General features: G+C 57.6%; 12 protein-coding genes and 1 pseudogene. 8 read left to right on the top strand and 5 right to left on the bottom strand.

All coding sequences use genetic code 11. The features are described 5' to 3' along the window. The first annotated feature begins 15 nt into the window (after window positions 1–15). On the top strand, window positions 16–693 hold the full coding sequence (locus E5W70_RS01755) for a response regulator transcription factor (RefSeq protein WP_292653741.1): 678 nt from the start codon (window positions 16–18) through the stop codon (window positions 691–693). A 181-nt stretch (window positions 694–874) separates the two neighbouring features. Here E5W70_RS01755 and E5W70_RS01750 read toward each other — a convergent pair whose 3' ends face one another. Then, window positions 875–2,509 (bottom strand): PAS domain S-box protein, encoded by a 1,635-nt coding sequence (locus tag E5W70_RS01750; RefSeq protein ID WP_366509641.1) that lies wholly within the window; start codon window positions 2,507–2,509, stop codon window positions 875–877. Between the two features lie 390 nt (window positions 2,510–2,899). Between E5W70_RS01750 and E5W70_RS01745 the strand changes: the two genes are divergently transcribed. The 5 genes from E5W70_RS01745 to E5W70_RS01725 all read left to right on the top strand — a co-directional run bounded on the left by E5W70_RS01745 (window position 2,900) and on the right by E5W70_RS01725 (window position 8,851). Beyond that, window positions 2,900–3,610, top strand: coding sequence for a helix-turn-helix transcriptional regulator (locus E5W70_RS01745; protein WP_292653739.1), 711 nt, complete (start codon window positions 2,900–2,902; stop codon window positions 3,608–3,610). A gap of 279 nt (window positions 3,611–3,889) precedes the next feature. Further along, window positions 3,890–4,972 (top strand): NAD-dependent epimerase, encoded by a 1,083-nt coding sequence (locus E5W70_RS01740; protein ID WP_292653815.1) that lies wholly within the window; start codon window positions 3,890–3,892, stop codon window positions 4,970–4,972. 444 nt (window positions 4,973–5,416) lie between these two features. Further along, on the top strand, window positions 5,417–6,667 hold the full coding sequence (locus E5W70_RS01735) for a lipopolysaccharide biosynthesis protein (protein WP_292653738.1): 1,251 nt from the start codon (window positions 5,417–5,419) through the stop codon (window positions 6,665–6,667). Beyond that, entirely contained in the window at window positions 6,664–7,707 is a 1,044-nt protein-coding gene (locus E5W70_RS01730; protein WP_292653737.1) for a glycosyltransferase family 2 protein, read from the top strand. The genes E5W70_RS01735 and E5W70_RS01730 overlap by 4 nt, the downstream gene beginning before the upstream one ends. Before the next feature lies 1 nt (window position 7,708). Then, entirely contained in the window at window positions 7,709–8,851 is a 1,143-nt protein-coding gene (locus E5W70_RS01725) for a class I SAM-dependent methyltransferase (protein ID WP_292653736.1), read from the top strand. Window positions 8,852–9,169: 318 nt separating this feature from the next. Here E5W70_RS01725 and E5W70_RS01720 read toward each other — a convergent pair whose 3' ends face one another. The 4 genes from E5W70_RS01720 to E5W70_RS01705 are packed head-to-tail and all read right to left on the bottom strand — an operon-like array spanning window position 9,170 to window position 15,860. Next, window positions 9,170–11,386: an exopolysaccharide biosynthesis protein gene (locus E5W70_RS01720; protein WP_292653735.1), complete on the bottom strand. Its 2,217-nt coding sequence runs from the start codon at window positions 11,384–11,386 to the stop codon at window positions 9,170–9,172. A 1-nt stretch (window position 11,387) separates the two neighbouring features. Continuing rightward, window positions 11,388–13,382, bottom strand: a complete 1,995-nt coding sequence (gene asnB, locus E5W70_RS01715; protein WP_292653734.1) for an asparagine synthase (glutamine-hydrolyzing) — start codon at window positions 13,380–13,382, stop codon at window positions 11,388–11,390. 4 nt (window positions 13,383–13,386) lie between these two features. Beyond that, entirely contained in the window at window positions 13,387–14,643 is a 1,257-nt protein-coding gene (locus E5W70_RS01710; RefSeq protein WP_292653733.1) for an O-antigen ligase family protein, read from the bottom strand. Beyond that, entirely contained in the window at window positions 14,640–15,860 is a 1,221-nt protein-coding gene (locus E5W70_RS01705; protein WP_292653732.1) for a glycosyltransferase, read from the bottom strand. Before E5W70_RS01705 ends, E5W70_RS01710 begins: the two co-directional genes overlap by 4 nt. A gap of 769 nt (window positions 15,861–16,629) precedes the next feature. Between E5W70_RS01705 and E5W70_RS01700 the strand changes: the two genes are divergently transcribed. Together E5W70_RS01700 and E5W70_RS01695 are read left to right on the top strand one after the other, a co-directional pair. Continuing rightward, complete coding sequence (locus E5W70_RS01700; RefSeq protein ID WP_292653731.1) at window positions 16,630–17,115, top strand: hypothetical protein; 486 nt, start codon at window positions 16,630–16,632, stop codon at window positions 17,113–17,115. Between the two features lie 1,104 nt (window positions 17,116–18,219). Continuing rightward, window positions 18,220–18,472, top strand: a pseudogene (locus E5W70_RS01695) (calcium-binding protein); the annotation flags it as partial.

Genomic DNA, 18,472 nt, shown 5'->3' with positions numbered 1-18,472 from the left:
CGTTGGGGTAGTTCAATGTATCGAATCGTCATCGCCGACGATCACGGCTTGTATCGTCGCGGCTTGCGATTGGCACTGACCGCAGGCATTCCAGGTGTGGAGATATTTGAAGCGTCTTGTTTCGACGCGGTGCTCAGTTTGCTGGCAGAGCAATCGTTCGTGGATCTTGCGATCCTGGACCTGAATATGCCGGGCCTGTTCAATCAAGAAGTGCTCGGCGGGATCCTGTCTGCCTATCCGGACACGCGATTTGCGATCGTTTCGGGAAACGATTCGCGCTCGGAAATACTCACGGCTCTGTCGATCGGGCTTCACGGCTACATCGTAAAATCGCAGACGGACGAAGAGGTTGTTTTGGCCGTCAACGAAATCCTCTCCGGCCGCATCTATGTTCCTGCACTTCTGTCACGCTCGGGTGCAACGCAAACATCCCACGCGCATACCCATTCCGACGACAAAAGCCCACAGAGGCGGACCGCTGGCGTCAACCTTGGCAGGCTGACCTCAAGGCAAAAGGAAGTCCTCAAGCTGATGGCGGAAGGCTATTCGAACAAGGAAATTGCGCGCGATCTGGAAATCGCAGAGGCGACCACGAAAATCCACGCTGCTGCGGTTCTGCGTGAGTTGGGGGTACGCAATCGGACCGAGGCTGCCGTTATGCTGAAGACTTGGCTTTCGAGACATGCCAGCTAGAACGCCGCGCGTCCTTTTGGACGTGCAAACGGCGTCCCAAGATTCCTCATGCATATTACTGCATATCCCAAAGCCGCGGCACAGCTTTGGGCCAACGACATTCTTGGAAGGAACCCTGCGCATCTTAAAGGCCGCTCAGCGACCCGCCTTTAGATATCTGCTTTCCGATTGGAGCACTGCACTACGAACCGATTTCCTTGCGTGACAGCCGCAGCGAATACCGCAACCCTTGGTCCGATATCTCCAGCTTGGGAGAGTGACCGACAAGCGGCGATCCATCCACTCCGATTATCATGGAACCGAAGCCATGACGGATTACGCTTGAGGTCCGCCGCCGCCCTGATTCCACCCACTCGAACACAATATCACTGCCTGTGTCTTCAGGTGCGAACGTCCAGCTTACGTCGATTCGGCCTTTTGGATCGCCAAGCGCTCCATATTTCATGGAATTGGTGGCAAGCTCGTGAACGATCATTGCAAAACTCTCGGCGGCGCCTCCCGACATCGCCACGGAAGGACCGCTGACCGATATGGCGCGTGTTCCCATATAAGGGTGCAACTCTTGCGCAACGAGATCGTTTATCGCCCCCGATACGCTGCCGTTGCGTGAAAGGAGCAGATGGGTTGCCTCGAGCGCGCGTATCCGGTCGATCAGCATTTCCTTGTATTTGGCGACGTTGTTTCCGGGAACATCGACCATCTTCACGAGCGCCGTGATCACCGCGAAAACATTGCCGAATCTATGACGCTGTTCGAGCATGATACGCTCCCGCTTCTTCGCCGCGGCGCGCAGCAGCATGGTTTGTCGTCTCTCGCTCAGGTCGGCAGCCACTCCAAGCCGCTGTCCACCATCGTCATGTCTTTCCTCCCTTCCGCGTAGGGCAACCCAGCGGATATGTCCGTCCGGTCGGCGGACGCGTATCTCAACATCGTAATCCGTGACCGATGGTGCGGACTTTCTCGATGCCGCCAGCTTTGGCCAGTCCGCCGGATGAACGACAGCTGATAGTTCCTCTAAACGGCGGCGATTGGCCTGGGCCAGGCCGAGAATGTCCCAGAACGTGTCGGAGCCCGTGACTGTCCCGTCTTTAAGGTCGATCCGCCACGTGGCCAAGCGTCCAGCAGACAGAGCGAGGTCCAGCCATTCCTTCTGAGCCCGAAGCGCTTCGTGAGCAGCTCGTCGGTCCGAAATATCATCGACCACCACGAAGATACTCTCCGAAAGAACCCCCTCGGGCACGGACGAAGAAAGCGTTAGACGAGCCCAGAATGCCGTACCGTCCTTTCGTGACAGACGCACCTCCGAAACGAACGAAGAAATGTCATTGCCCAGCCTCGCCAGCAATTGCGCCAAGGTGTGCCGGTCGTTCGGATGGGCGAGCGTATCGAGCTGCAATTGGGCAAGCTCCTCTTCCTTGTACCCGGTCATCTCACAAAGGCGTTTGTTGGACTGCAGCAACTCACCTTTCTCGTTGGTGTTCGCGAATCCCATGGCAGCACGTTCGAAGGCCCAACGATAGCGGCTCTCGGTCGCTTCGACGGCAGCGAGCCTGGCCTCGGCGACTTCCAGCAACTCACGCAAGTCCTGCCGAAGGCGATGGAACGTCATGGCAATCACCCCGCCCGAAACCAGAAGCAGGATTGCGCGTGCCCAATCTCCATTTGAAATCTGATCGTGTCCTCGTGCCCATAGGCCGACTGTCACCATCAGAATGGTCGCAGCGAGCGCAGGTACGCGATCTTCGAGATAGGCGATTATAATAATAGCCGGAACAAATTCCAGAAAACTGGCGCCTTGCCCAATATAGGCTGACAATTTTATTTCAAATATCAGTGTGGCAGCTAATACCGATGCAGAGGCAATATGAGTTAGCAATCTGCCCGACGGGTTCGAATTCGACCTGCGCGACTGCGAGCTCATGGACACAGACTACAACCTTCTGACTAGCCCGTCGAGACTAGAGCAAAAAACGTACAGCTTAGTACCACTGCCGGATTGCCATACCGCTATCATAGCGCGCATTTTATCGGATGCAGCGGGGCCTAAGAGCTGCCTTAGAATTACAGATCATATTAAGTTTCAAGGTGGTGATGCACATATCATCCGTCAGCGCATAGAAGACTAGAATCCAGCTAAACATAGAAGACTGTCTGAATCCCGATGACTTATTTCGGGCGTGTGAAACTTTTGGGTTAGGGGTAGAAAATGAATCTGATCGATAGACAGGTCGATGCTTCTTCGAGCAATCGGTACATTGCTACGAGGACCAAGTATGATTTTGAGGCGCGGAATACGCGACCCTCTTCTGGTCACCTTCCCGATCGTGCATCGGATCCATTGGACGCAAGGCTCGGGGAACCAAAAGGCCGCAGTCTGGAATCCATAACCGGCGTGCTTGATCGCATTGGCTGTGGCTATCTCGTGCTGAATCGCGAAAGAAAAGTAGTCGAGTGGAACGCAGCCGCCCAAACCACGCTTGAGCGCCAGGGCGAAGCGGCCGACACGGCGAGCGGACTTACGGCCGCCCTGAGGCGGCTGATCGCGAATGTTCCGGGCCAATTCCTGCCGGGCTCGTTGTCCTGGGTCGTGATCCGCAGCAGGGGCGACCGGCCGGTGATACTGAACGAGAACGGCGTTATCGCTCCCGAGGGAACGAGCATTGTGGCGTTGCTGGATCGGGACAACAGATCTGGGCCAAATCCTCGCACGTTGCAAAGAATGTTTGGCTTGACGAGCGCAGAAACGCACCTCGCCTTGCGCTTGGCTCAGGGCGACGCACCTTTGGAGATCGCTCGCAGCTGGCGTCTCAGCCGCACCACGATCCGTTCCCAGCTTGCCTCGCTGTTCGCCAAGACCGAAACAAAACGCCAGGCGGAACTGGTGGCCCTTCTTGGGCGTATTTCGGTCCTGCCATAAGGGCCGGTCACTTGGACACAATCGCCGGACGTCGGCATCCGCCCGGGATTTAGATGGCGCAAGTTGGAGTGTCATGACTTGGCAGTTCGTGCCCCGCATTGCGCACTCCACCAGGTTCGATGCGCCGGCGTAAATATCGGAAGCCGCAATCCCGGACCGGCAATTCGGTACTGTCGAACGGATTCGAAAGGCGACAAGTTGGACAACGATCTATGCAGCGAGTCTGTTCTTGCCGCAGCGGAGAAGGTGGAAATCGCTCGATCGCGTTCGGACCGCGCGGTGAAGAGACTTGCACGGACCGGACCGATCGTCGTCACCGGCGCGGCAGGCTTCATTGGTTTCCACGTCGCCTTGCGGCTTTTGCATTTGGGTGTCGAAGTCATCGGCGTCGACAATTTCACCTCCTACTACGATCCACGACTCAAGGAAGCGCGGTTTGCGCGCCTCTGTGCCGAGTCGGGCTTCACTCCGATGCGAATTGATCTGGCGGATGCGGCGCGCGTCCAGTTGCTGTTTTCAGAAGTTCGACCTTCAAACTTTGTGCATCTCGCGGCTCAGGCCGGCGTGCGACATTCACTAGTTGACCCGCATGCCTATGTGCAATCGAACATAGTGGCGTTTCTCAACGTCCTTGAGGGCTGCCGGCACTTCGGCGTTAGTCACCTCGTCTACGCCTCGTCGAGCTCCGTCTACGGCTCAAATCGAACCATACCGTTTTCCGAGCATCACGGCGCCGATCATCCTGTCAGTCTGTACGCCGCAACCAAGCGTTCAAACGAATTCATGGCGCATTCATACAGTCACTTGTTCGGCTTGCCCGTGACCGGACTGCGCTTCTTCACCGTTTATGGCCCCTGGGGCAGGCCCGACATGGCGGTCTACATGTTCACGCGTGCGATTATCGAGGGGAACCCAATCGAAGTAGCCAATGCCGGCCGCGTGTGGCGAGACTTCACCTATATCGACGATATCGCTGAGGGCGTGGTTCGAGCACTTGCTGCACCGCCGCGGCCCGATCCGCATTGGGACCCTTGCACCGCCGACCCTGCTACAAGTTCCGCGCCGTATCGCGTCTACAATATCGGCAACGACCGGCCCGAGGAGATCAACCGGCTGATTTCGATCATCGAGACCGCCCTTGGCAGCCGGGCGCTTCGCGTGGATGTGCCGTTGCCGCCTGGCGACGTTCTGGAGACACGCGCCGACGTCAGCGATCTTCGCAAGGCCGTCGGCTTCGCCCCGACGACACGGCTTGAGGACGGAGTGCAGCGCTTTGTCGAATGGTACCGGGACTTTCATGGAACAGATGCCGCGGCCAGCATATGGCAACAAACGTTGATGCATGTAGAGGCCACCGTGTAATCCGCGCCTTATCGGAGCGACGGATCCACGCGTCCGCTATCCTGGTCGGCTGCTGGTCTGGTCAAAAGATCAAGCTGATGCCGCATAGCGTAACGACGACATTTCCGGTCATCGATGCCCGCGCGATCCTCGCAGAATCAGCTCATCGCGGGCAATTCCAATGAGCGATCTCAATTCAGAGACTGCAGTTGTACTTGGCACGGAGCACAAAGAATTCGCCGCATCCGCGTTCTGCCGAACGATGTCATTCAGATGGATGATGGTGACGTTCGGGCCCCATCGTAAGCTCTGCCCAACCGCATTTTGCCTCCTCGGAATCGCGAGCTCATGTCCCAAAGCTACTTTCTGAGATCCAGGACGGTTCCTACGGTCGAGAAAATAATCACCCGTGTTCCTCCAAGCCCGATCGGCGGTATTCTTCGAGCGGCAGGAGGCGTTTCGGCCATGGCGATTGCCGGCCAGCTGACCCTCGTCGCCGCTATTCCCGTTTTGGCCCGGCTCTACTCCCCGGCAGATTTCGGGATCTTCACGATTTACCTGTCGATCGTAAACATCCTCGGTGCGATCGCAGCACTGCGTTTCGAGGCCTCTCTTTATGGGGTCAAGGACAGTGCGCAGGCATACGTGACTGTTAAGCTCATTCTCCTGGCTGTCTCGGTGACGAGTGTCCTGGCCTTTGCAGCAGGACTGCTGTGGGCGAGCATCGCTCCAGCGCGGGTTGGCCACCTCGCCTGGCTTGTTCCACTTGGGATGGGGGGCGCCGGTCTCGTCGAAGCAATGAATTGCTGGAGTCTGCGCGTAGGCCTGCTACGCGACTTTGCCCTCGGCCGCCTGATTTTGCCGGTGACCATGGCCCTGCTGCAACTAACTTTTGGGCTCGCCCATTTCGGAGGTGAGGCGATGGTACATGCTCATATCCTGAGCCAATTCGTCTTTATCGGGATCCTCGGCTCTCGGATTCTGAGCAGGAAGGACATAGGCGGCATCGCCCGAGCGCCGTGGCGGACCGTCTTTGCCGTCGCCAGGCGAGAATACAAGTTTCCGTTGTTCGACATTCCCTCGGCCCTAGCGAGTTTTGCCATCATCAATCTTCCCGCAATACTCGTTGGTTCGCTGTTTGGCGCCGCTTTTGCCGGTTACCTGGGAGTTGCGTCGCGGCTGGTGACTGCACCCGTCACGCTGATCGCCAACCCGCTTAGCAATGTTTTTGTATCTGAGGCAAACAAAACCAGCAGTCGCGCCCATTTGCTCGGCACCGCGCACGGCCTCTTGATGCTTTCAGCCGGCGTCACTGCATTGCCAATATTAGCGCTTGGCCTAGCCGCGCCATATATCGTCGTTCCCCTCCTGGGCGCGCCCTGGGTCCCCGCCGCAGACATTATGACCGCGCTGGCGTTCATGGGTGCTACGCAGGCGCTGTCGACACCGCTTCAAGATGTCCCAGCTCTTCTGCGGCGGCAAGAGGTACGGCTTCTCGTCGACGGCGCGCGGACGGCGCTTGTATTTGGCCCGCTGCTCGCCGGTGCTGAGGCAGGTTGGGAGCCACTCAAAGTCATCTATCTGATGGCGGCCGGGGGCGCCGTCGGGTTTGCACTGAAAACGGCGGCCTCTCTGTATCTTCTCCGCCACGACGTCGAACCAGTGGGAGCCGCCATACCAACGCAGAATCATCATCTCGAGGGAAAAACACCATGAAGCAATCGCAGCTTGATCAGCTTCTGACGACCGATGTGGTTGACCAACATCATCGCGCTGATGCTTCGCGACTGCGCCCTTTCATTTCAGTTGCCATCCCAACCTTTCGCCGACCGGACACGATCCGCCGGGCGATGGATAGCATTCTGAGTCAAGATTTTGCCAGTTGGGAGCTGGTCGTCAGCGACGACGAGGGCCGAGAGGGAGCGACCTGGGCAATCGTGGCCGAGTATGCACGGACCGAGCCTCGCATCCGAATTGTCGAGAACGGCCGGGGCCGGGGTCAGGTCGAGAATACCAACAACGCCATGCTCGCTTGCGTCGGAAAATGGATCAAGCTGCTCCATGACGATGACTGGCTGGCCCCAGGCGCACTCAAGACCTTTGCCGAGGTTTCAACCAAGCATCCCTCGGCTGCATTCATGACCTGTGCCGCCAACATAATTGAGGACGATCGGATGAAATTCCGATTGCCACCGCAAGGGCGACAACGGATCTCCGTCTACTCGAGCCAGCAATGCCTAACGGACCTCTATCTGGTCCGTGCGACGCGGAGCCTTGGGATCATCCCGTCGACGCTGTTGATCAACCGCGACGTCATTCACGCGGGTTGCCTGATGCGCGCGCACAATTCAATCCCGGCCGGAGTCGACCAGCTGTTCTTTGTTGACCTGGCATGCCACGGAGACATGGTCGCGATAAATGACGGCTTGATCTTCTACGACGCGACGAATCACCCGAGCATCACTACAACCAAGAGCTTCGATGAAGTTGATCAAGTAACTCTTGCTGTCAAAGAGCTTAACTGGAATCTAATTCAGGATCGTAAACACCTTCCTCGCCCCAAGACTTTGTTACGGGCGCTGCGGGTTGCTCGTATTCCTAGCAGATTCCACCAGCAGTCCTGGCGAGCGACGATCCAAGATGCTATCCAAATTCTTCGCCCATCAGTTATGAAAATTGCGAGCCAGCACATTCTTACCTACGTGTTCGCGATCCGCCCGAGACTGGGCCGGTTGCGTAGCCGGAGACGAATATAGCGTGGCGGCGGCGTCGAGCGCCCGCGGCGGGCCGGCCGGTGTGCATTCTATACCGTCGAAGGCGACGTTCCTTCGTCCAGCTTTTGGGGATAGCGAGATGACCATTTGTCCGGCGTGTGGCAGTGTATCAACCGCAAAATTGTTCGAAGTGACAGCAGACGAGGCCTCTCGACATTTCATCAATCCGCGTCAGGACCCCGATCGCTCTCGAAAGTTAACAAGCCACCTGTCGGATCTCTGGGGCAGCAACACTTGCGACATTCGCAAATGCGCAGATTGCGGATTCGGTTTCGCAGATCCGTTCGTCGCCGGCGGCTTTGAGTTTTATAACTTAGCCTGGGCGTACCCTTCTTATCCAACTATGAAATGGGAATATGCAAGGACAATCGAAGAGCTCGCGGGCCTGAATACTGGCGGAAAGACTGCTCTCGAGGTGGGATCGGGGTTCGGGTATTTTCTGGACCGCATTAACAACAAATTCTTCCATACTTCGGATATTTCGGCGGTCGACTACAACGAAACGGCGCGATCAGTTTTGGCGTCAAAAGGCTTCAAGACCTTTGCGAGCGATTTTCGGGAAGACACCTTCGATTCCATGAAAGAAGCCTTCGATTTTATTTTCATGTTTCAGGTCTTCGAGCATATGGACCAAGTGGATGAGGTTTTTGCTCGCTTAAAATATCTTCTGAAGGCGCAAGGATCTGCCTTCATTGCCGTGCCAAATGAAAACAGAACGTACTATATGGAGTCTCACGGCTCGCTCGTAGACATGCCACCAAACCACATTGGCCGATGGACGAAAGAAGCCTTCGATGCCATATGTCGGCGGCACGGCTTGCAATTGAGCAAATGCGAGCGCGAGCCGTTCAATCTCGCGAAATTCCTGAAGCAAGACATCGTCCACAGCTTTTTGCGAAAGGGACAAAAACCAGGTAGTGTGAGTGAGTTCGTGCGGGCCCTGCCGCGAAGCAAGGCGCAACGAATGGCGCAAGGTTTGACTGCCCTTGCGATTTCACCGTCACGCTTGCCGGCATGGGCATACGCCATCAGGAACGCATCTACGATGGGCGGGAGCGCACTCTGGGCGAAAATCGACAAAGTCTCGTCACCTGCGCTTCGGATTCATCGCCAAGCCAAGCAGTAATGAGCGGTGCGCCATGCCGCTTGCAGCGGGAAGGTGATTTTGACACCACCAGGCTGCGGGACCTGCCAAGCAGACGAAGGACGGCGTCAGGGGCGTCGTCTCAGGTGTGGGTTCCGGAATTCATGAATGCCGGTCCGGCGGCTCCTGGCCAGTAGGTTCCGTTGTGACACATCGGACCCACGCTCCGGATGGATCTCTCCGCGGCAACCCCCGCTACTGACGAATGGCCCGCGCCGGCAGCCGATCAGCGTAGCGCCCAAAGCGGTGATTTTCAATGAGGCGGTGGCGGGAAGTACGCAACAATAAAAGCCGCGCTCGTCATGCCCTCTCCAGCAAGAGATCAGCGCTGTCCCCGAACCGGTAACCCGCGTGCTTCCTGAGATTAACCTTCGTGAGAACGCTTGCGACGGGAACCGAAGCTGGCGTATCGCCCGCAAGCAGGTCTAGAACGCCTCGCGCGATGCTGCGTCGCGTTTTCGCCCAGCGAACGGCGAAAAGAACCACGTCACCCCAGCCTGTCAGGAGTCTGGCCTCTGGTCCCTCAAGCCCCAGCGGTCCATTTATGATGACCACCCGATAGACCGAGTGCAGTTCATCTTTGAAAGGGGAGCCGTCGACACTGGACAGCAAGGGCAGCAGATCCTCCGACGGTGCGAGCGCCATGAAATCGATTCCGATTGCCGACATTCCAGCTATCGCATCGTGCAGCGCACAACGGTCACTGATATAGTCTCCGAAAAAATTGTGCGGCTTACGTGCGCTGAATTCCTTCACAAACTCGCCTGTAAGGCGGCGGTCCGTGCGGTCCAGATCAATAAAGAGTACTCGCCCTCCAAGTCTGGTGGCCGCCAAGGCCATGCTCCATGCGAGCTCGGTCTTGCCATCATCCTCACCGCAGGATGTTATCACGATTATGTTCGAGCAATCCCTCGCCCGTTGGGGCGCCGCGGCGACAAGCAGGGCCGTCACGGCGCGGCTGTATCTGGACTCCTGCTGGCCTGAAACCAGCTGCTGCAGTCGCCTCGCGTGCGTTGTGGCAGCCTGGGGTATTAGCCCGAGGCACGGAACCTTGAGCGCTGCTTCAGCTTCGGCCTCTCCGCGCAAGGTGCTATCGAAGCGTTGGCGGACAAGTATGAATATCCCCCCAATCAGGCCAAACACGACCATGCCGGGCGGAATAAGAAATATTGGCGAAAGAGTCGTTGGATTGGTAGGGGGCCACGCCGCTGAGAGAAGCCTGACTCCGGGGGATGGACTTGCAATACGCCGCGTCAAGTCTTGTTGCCGGGTCAAAAGGTCGTTGTAGCGCTGCGTCAGGATGCTGACCTGCGGCTCGAGAGCGCGCAATCCGGAAAGCCGGCCGGCTGTATCGGCTACGACCGCATCCAGGACATCCTTGCGCTTTTGCAGCGCCGCAATCTGAGAGCGATAGATGTTGGCCTCGGCAGCGGCGCTGGCGATTTCTTGGTCAATCTGACGGTCGATCGCATCTGTGACGTCCTCATCTGTCGTGTCGTTGGCCTGGCGTGCCAAGAGATCGGCCAGCACGGGTGATCCGACGGCTTCGGCGATCGAGGCAACCGACGCGCCCCGCTTTCGCAAGTCCTGAATGTGTTGGAGTCGAGATTCCGATGCGGAGAGATCCGCTTTCGACAAGGAGATTTGCTGGGTAAGTTCGACTATCTCTTTGGCGGCATTGTCCGCTGCACCTTGGTCGACCGCGCCATGGCTCAGCCGATACCTCTCAAGACGATCGGTCGCTTCTGCGAGACTGTTTTGTGTAGCTGGAAGTCCGGCAACTATCGATTCAAGTTCCAGTCTGTCCGATGCTTGGCTTTTCCTTGCCAGATCGCCAATATACACTTGGGCGAACGTGTTGGCGATCAAGGCGGCCCGCGCCGGATCGTGATCGGTGAAGCCGACACTGATGACCCTCGATCGCAGCTCCTGGCCGATCCTTATACCCTTGCGCAGTATCTTGAGTTCAGCCGCATCTGGCTCCGCCGGAGTGCTTCGCGGCCAAATTTTGGCCAGCAGATCGGCTGTACCCGAGCGCAACTTCGGCGGCCCAACGCCCGCAGGGTTAGTAGCAGAATTTTCGGTGCCAGCATCAACCTTTGTAGTACTGTTGAGAGCGTCCGTTTTGCGCAACGCTGCCACCACGCTTCGCAGATGGCTTTGCGACGAGAGCATGGTTATATGGTCGTCAATGCTGGAATCCACCGCATCCTGAGCAGAGACCAAGCCGCCGGCAGGTCCCGCTCTGCTGGGTGCGTCGACGATCACCTGTGTGGTGGCTTCATACAGGGCAGGCCGTGCAAGACCGGCAAGCGCGGCTAATACGCCGCCGCTGACGACCATGGTCATCAGGAACCATTTTTTTCTTGCCAGGGTAACGAGGAGCTGATGGAACGGAGTTTGCGTGTCCATCTGTTCGCGTAGCGGACGTTTCATGCGCGGAGCGATTTCGCGCGCAGGCACGTGCATTTCGTTAACGTGCGGAAGGTGGATGCGGCTAACTATGGACCCTTCCATCTTAATCTCCTGTAAGTTCGGGCACGCGAGAACCCGTTGCGGGCGGCGATGGCCGCCTTGCCTCGTTGTGCCAGGCCTGGAACATCAAAGCGGGCCACAATTTGCGAGAATGGTCGTGCCTGCCATCAACGTGATCGCGCCAGCACGCATCGACCTCCGCAAGGTCGAAAATCCCGTCTCCGGACAAGCGCATATCGGCGACAAGATCGTTTGCCCAACTGAGCAGCGGGCCTCTCAGCCAGACTGCTATAGGAACATCAAAACCCTGCTTCGGCCGCTCGATCAGCCGCTGCGGAACGTACCGGCGCAACAACTGACGAAGGATCCACTTGCCTTTGCCATTACGAACCTTCGTATTCGTCGGCAGGCGCCAGGCAAATTCGACAACACGATGATCGAGCAGCGGGCACCGCCCCTCGAGGCTGTTGGCCATGCTGGCGCGGTCCAGCTTCACCAATATATCCCCGGGCAGGTATCCGGCCATATCGTCATACAAAAGCCGGGACAGCAGCCCATCAAGCCGGTGCTCGACGTGAATTGATGAGGGTGGCTGGTGGAGGCTCAGGTTCTCGGTCGATGATCCCGTAAGCCGCCGATACAACTCGTCCTCATTGGCTGCAGCGAGGAGCTGAGCTAGGCGATTCAGCCGATCCCCCCGAAGCGCATGCCGTGCACCCTCCGAAAGCGGCAGCTTGCCGACGAGATCGTGACGGGCTGCACGGGCCAGTAACCCAGTGCCTGCCGCGAGCGCCCGACGCAGTGCTGACGGCAGAGTATGCTGTCGTCGCAGACGGGCCGCCATGAAGTGGCGGGCGTAGCCGGCGAAGCATTCATCGCCACCGTCGCCCGACAGAGCCACCGTAACGTGCCGGCGGGCGAGCCGCGCCACCAGCAGAGTTGGTATCTGCGATTCGTCAGCGAAAGGCTCATCCCAGATCTGCGGCAGTTCTGGAATGACGTCGCGCGCTACGGCAGCCGAAAGGTGGACTTCGGTATGGTCGGTGCCCAGATGCCGCGCGACTTCCGCGGCGTGGGGAGCCTCATCGAACCCGCCCTCTCCGAAAGCGATCGTGAACGTGCGCACAGGCTTTTCCGATTGAGCCTGCATCAGGGCCACAACCGTCGAGCTGTCTATTCCGCCCGACAGGAAGGCCCCCAGCGGGACGTCAGCGATCATGCGCTCCCGAACGGCAAGCCGAAGCAGGCCGTCCAGTTCATCGGTGAGTTCCTCGTCGCTGCCGGCGACCTGCTCCGTCCGCCCTTTCGTGGCGGCTTCGGCCAGCGACCACCAGTGTCGAATGCGATGCGACAGGGAGGCGACACTGCGTTCCCCGGAGAACTCAGCGGCCGTTACCGACAGGACCGAACCCGGCGGCAGCTTGAATACGCCTCGCCAAATGCAGCTGTCATCCGGTACCCATCCCTTCGAAAGCATTGCCGCGGCCGCATCGACATCGAGCTCCTGGCAAAACCCTGGAAAACGGTTGATCGCCTTCAACTCGGAAGCAAAAACAAGTGCATCGCGTGTTGAGGCGACATAAAGCGGCTTTTTGCCCATTCGGTCGCGGGCGAGATGGAGCGTCCTTGTCTTAAGGTCCCATAATCCTAAAGCGAACATGCCGGCGAAACGCGTGAGTGCTTTTTCGAGGCCCCAACTCTCAACTGCGGCGAGCATGACTTCGGTATCGCTGGCGCTCCGAAAATGATGGCCTGTACTCTCTAGCTCACGGCGCAAATCACGGAAATTGTATATTTCGCCGTTGAATGTGATGACATATCGGCCGCTTTCGGAATGCATCGGCTGACGGCCAGCCTCCGACAGGTCAACGATGGCCAGCCGCCTGTGACCGAAGGCGACACCCGATTCACAGTTTACCCAGAATGCCTCGCCATCCGGCCCGCGGTGGCGAAGTGCGGCCGTCATCTGCTCTATTGCCCTGAGCGGCCTTGTGTCCGCTGAATCGGATGCAAGAAGAATTCCGGCAATACCACACATACCATTACCCCGGATTGTTGGAGATTGCAGAAACTGCTTTCGGCGTACCGGCGACAAGGCAGATGGTCAGCGCAAACCACACGATCGGGTGGCGGATGATCAGGTGCGGCATCCCGAAGATGATGATTGACACCACGAGCGCTAACAGCGCGTCGAGCTTCGCACGCCACACCGACATGATGGCGGCGCCGACGATCCAGACCAGCGCCAAAACCGCAATGAGACCACCTTGAGTGTACAGGTCGAGGATCGTGTTGTGAGCCTCGAAGGGTCGTTCCAGAAATTGCGAGTCGAACACTGATGGGCGCTCGAGATGCGGACCTGGACCAAGGCCAAGCGATCCGGATTCGGCGCCCTTCTCCAACGCTTCGTCCCAGAGATGCACGCGGAGCGCGGCGGTTTCCGCAGTAGCCTCGCCGCCCTTGTCCTTGGTCAGGCCCTTGGCGAAGTTTTCGAGGACGCTCGCCTCCGTTACGGCATAGGGGGTTATCGCCATCGCCAACGGAAGGATACCGACAAGCAACAGGAGGACGGCTTGCCGTGAAAAGCTGATCCCGTTGCCACCGGTCTTGAGCCATGTCCTGATCCGCAGCCCGAGGAATGTCAGGCAGGTCAGGATGCTGGTGTACAAATAGGTATCGCTCTTTGTCAGCCTCCCGACATAGAAGGTCAGGAACAAGCTGGCGATCCCAAGAAACCTGCCCCATCGGTTGCTGGTGGTGGTCGCAAGATGCAAGGCTAGGGGGCCAAAGATTGCGCAGTAGAGCGCGAGCTGGTTTGGATTATGCGACCAGCCACGAAAGCGGTCCCAGTACCAGGGATCGACGCCAGCTCGGGGGATCCAGCCCCAACCCTGTCCCAGCTGAATGGCAAGGGCCATATTCGCGATGCCCACAACCCACCAGCCAGTACGACGCAGACGGCGATCAGCCTCGGGTTCTGCAGCGGCAAGGCAGGTGATGCCGACCAACAGCAGGTAGGCCATCGTATCGTGCATCAGGCCCGTCAGATATAGAACTGTGGTCAGATAGCCGACGACGGTGCCGACCCCGAGAGCAAGCGCCATGATCGTCCAGAAGCTCACAAGGCGTGTCAGCGCCGGCCTGGTCTCCAGGTGACCGCCGGCGAGTACGCGCCCAATCGACAGCATGATCCAAAGTACGAGGAGTAGTTCGCCAATCCCCAAGGGCGACCCAGGAATGTCGAGTTGCACCGCATAGGTCATTGCGAGGCCGCAGGCCAGGATCGCGTCCCGGATCATCGGCTCACATCCAATCTACTACTGACAGCACCCTCTCCAATTAAGATCGGAGACGCCGGTCGGGCGAGATCGCTGTGGGATTTGGCGCCAAGGATATTTTTGTACAGATCGCAATATTGGGCCACCACCCGCGGCAGCGCGAACTGCTCCCGGACGAGTTCGACAGAACGACCGCCCATGACTTTTCCGCGACTGCGGTCGGACAGGATGTCAACTATTCGAGATGCAAGACCATCGGCGTCGTGCGGTTGTACAAGGTAGCCGTTCCATCCATCCTCGACCACTTCATTGCAGCCGGGCATCTTTGAGGCGACGATGGGCAATCCCGCCAGCCCTGCCTCGAGCAGGACGCGCGGGATTCCTTCTCGATATTGTGTGGGGAAGGCGAACACGTCGGCCATGCCAAGAAGCGCTGGAACATCGCGTCGTGGGCCAAGCGCGATGACATGAGGAGCGTGTCGATCGATTTCCGACTTGTCGACTGCAAATGGACCTTCGGACTCCCAAGGGCCGACAAGCACGAAACGAGCATTAGGCCTTTTAGAAAGGACGCGGGGGACTGCTTGAAGCAGTACCGGGATGCCCTTCTGGCGGGTCAGCCGGCCTACAAAAATTACGATCTCTGCTGACTGGAGCCCGAGTTCCTGGCGCATTTTCGTTGCCGGCGGAGCAAGATGCCTCGCCATGGCGAACGCATCGACGTCGATGCCAGAACTGCGGATCACTCTTCCGCTGCCGGGTTCAATCAATCGAAAGCGCTTGAAGAAAGCCTCATCGTCCCGATTCTGAAACACCGTCGCTGCCGTCCAGAAGGAGGCAAGCCATTGCAATCCGCAAAACATTGGACGCAAGGCCAGAGCCCGCGGTTCCAGCGAGGAGAATGTCCAGCCCAGGCCGTTGATCGTGCGCACGACCGGCACCGTTCCGCGCACCGAAAACGGCGCCAGCAGGTTAGGCTTGGTGTCGAAACTTTGGATGATGTCAGGCCGGAGTTCCGCAACCAGTTTCCGAATCGCTCTTACGGCGGTCCACTCGCCACTGCCGCTGGCAAATCGATCGAAACCGTAGCGGCGATGCGGAATGCCATGCCGCAAAAACGCGGCCTCATCACCGGTCGAAACTGCAGTGACCCGGAAGCCGCTTTCGCGCAGCGACATTAGGAACGGAATTCTCAGGGCGTGATCTTCGCCTCCCACACAAACGAGATGCGGATTCATCCCGAAGCTCCCGTCCGTGCGCCGTGTTTCGGTCGCGTGAAGTAACTGCCTTTCGCATCTGCTTTCATGGTTTTGCTTCGTTACTTCTGTGCGCGTGAAAGGGTACGGTAGGAGGAGGCTTGCCTACTGTCCTCGTCTGTTTGAATGAGGTAAACCGCATTGGGATCACGGCCTTACGCATATCGCGAAGCACCTCGGCGGCACCTTGTTGGTACGCGGATGAATTGCGCCTCGAACTCAAGGGAGTTCTGCCAGCCGGACTCGCCACTGATAAGACAAGCGAAGAAAGCGCTTCCGACAGTCGTGCGCTGTACGGCTGCTCTGCGCTGGGATTCCTAAGCTCCCTGTCCGGTCCGCGTGCTACCAGGCATGATGATCAGCCCCCCCTCAGCCACAACGCCCGACGCGACTTGCCTCCTGCGACCAGCGGATAAGCCGATTCGACCCCTCCCGATGTCGGAAACCTGATCTGCCGACCGATATCCCGCGACAAGCGTGCAGACGCCTACGAATTGTCCACAACTAATTGGTTGCGGCAATGAGACTGTGGAGGGGCTTGGCTCTTAGATTAGATGTTCGTCTGATCTGTAAATTGGCAAGTTAACAGCTAAATAACAATTTTAGTTCACAATTCAATTCCGCAACACGCAAGCTACCTTTTTAGACCATGAAACTACCGATTTCCAATCAAATCAGATAAGCTTGATAGATATACGGACTTAAAGCGGTTGAGGCGGCCGGCGGCGGTGCCGACAGGGTATTTTCCTCGGTGAGCTATGCTCTTTCGGCCGGCTCGCAGGTTGAGCTTCTTGCCACCACAAATCCTTCCGGCACGGGAGCAATCAACCTCACTGGCAATGAGCTTAGCCAAGCGATCCTGGGCAATGCCGGCGCCAATGTAATCAACGGCGGACGAGGTGCCGACATCTTGACCGGCAATGGAGGCAACGACGCATTCGTGTTCAACAGCGCTCTTGGGGCCGGCAATATCGACAGGATCACCGACTTCAACAAGCTCCAGGACAAGATCCAACTCGACGACGCGGTTTTTGCCGGGCTTAAACTGGGTGGCCTTTCATCCGATGCTTTCTTTGCTGGCACGGCCGCGCATGACAGCTCCGACCATATAATCTACAACAGCTCAACCGGGGCGCTGTCTTTCGACAGCGACGGGATCGGTGGCGCAGCTCAAATACAGTTCGCCACTCTCTCTCCAGGTCTGTCGCTTGCGGCAGGTTCGTTTCTTGTGATCTGAACGACCCGGAACGGCGGACCTTCTGCTCGAGCCGGTCCGCCGCTCCGTCTTTGTTCAAGCACCGGATTTTCCAAAGCGGGTGCCCATTCGGGCTGATGCTTAACCTTGTCACCCCAGCGGGTTCGCTAGCAGGCATCATTGAAGGGTGGCTTGAATCTGCCCGCCACCGAGTTTACTCGGCGCGGTTCGCGATCCGCTTCCGTGCCTTGAACGGGCTAGTGCATCTCAGTGAAATAGAAGCTCATCGCACGGTGCATGACGAAGCAAAACGGCTTCGCGAGTAATCCGGTATGCACTTTCTCGTCTCTTTACTCTTATTCGATTCTTCTCGGCAACGAACGGTCAGATCCCATCTGAACCTGGAATCGAGTACCAGATCCCTAGGCCGCTATCAGATCCTCTGCGCAATAGCGGCCATAGCTTCGCAAACCGCCCCTTCGCAGATCGGGGATAGATAAATCGGGAATGCCAATTACCTGAGCGCGAGAGCAGGGACCAGGCACCGCGACGCCGGCAGCCATTCGGCAGTTGTCCCTCGCTCATAAACGTCGGCCGAACAGTTTTGACGTCGCTTAAGTCTTCCTCATGAGCGAGTGCGGCAGGCGCTCCGACTGGGAACCGCCCCTATTCTCACCTTGAGCGGTTTCCTTACATTGATTTGATCTCGATTACGGAGATCTGCCGACCGATATAGGATGATGAGCGCGCAGATGCCTACGAATTGTCCACAACTAATTGGTTGCGGCAATGAGACTGCGGAGCGGCTTGGCTCTTAGGTTAACGTCTGTCTTATTTTCATCTCGTAAGGTAAATTTATAAATCGAAACAGACCAATAATGTAACGTCCCCGTAATACAAACGTCATGAGTTGCGAATCTACAGCTGCTTCAAAATAATGTCGCGATTCCGCCGGGATTGTGACCTCAGAAAGCGATAAATTTCTTGTCTACAATCGGTTTTGTCAAAATAAGCCACAATGCATGCAGCATTCCTACAAACGGTCAATGATTCTATCAACGAGTGTCTGTATGTGATTTGGTGCTAATATACACCCTCTAGTAGGTAGGCCTCGGGCGCTATCGAACGAGAAAAAAGGAATATTGGATGGCAACTCTGCACTACACCTCGGGTGGTTCCGCCACCGAAATTGCAACCGCCGGCTTCAATTTGGCCGACGTTCAATATGCTAGCCAGGTCGATGCATTGCCGGATGGCACGAAGGGTCTGGTGTATCTCAATGAGCACGAGGGCGTAACCTCATCCTTCATCGAGAAAATGACCCCCTTCCTTGGCAATCCGAATGTGTTTGGGTTCTATCTTGTTGACGAGCCCGATCCCACCGGCAGGTGGGGCACCT

It is taken from the genome of Mesorhizobium sp., from assembly GCF_005063415.1.
Classification (GTDB): Bacteria; Pseudomonadota; Alphaproteobacteria; order Rhizobiales; family Rhizobiaceae; genus Mesorhizobium.
The sequence above is the reverse complement of the archived record's forward strand: the minus strand, read 5'-3'. Positions and strand labels throughout refer to the sequence as shown.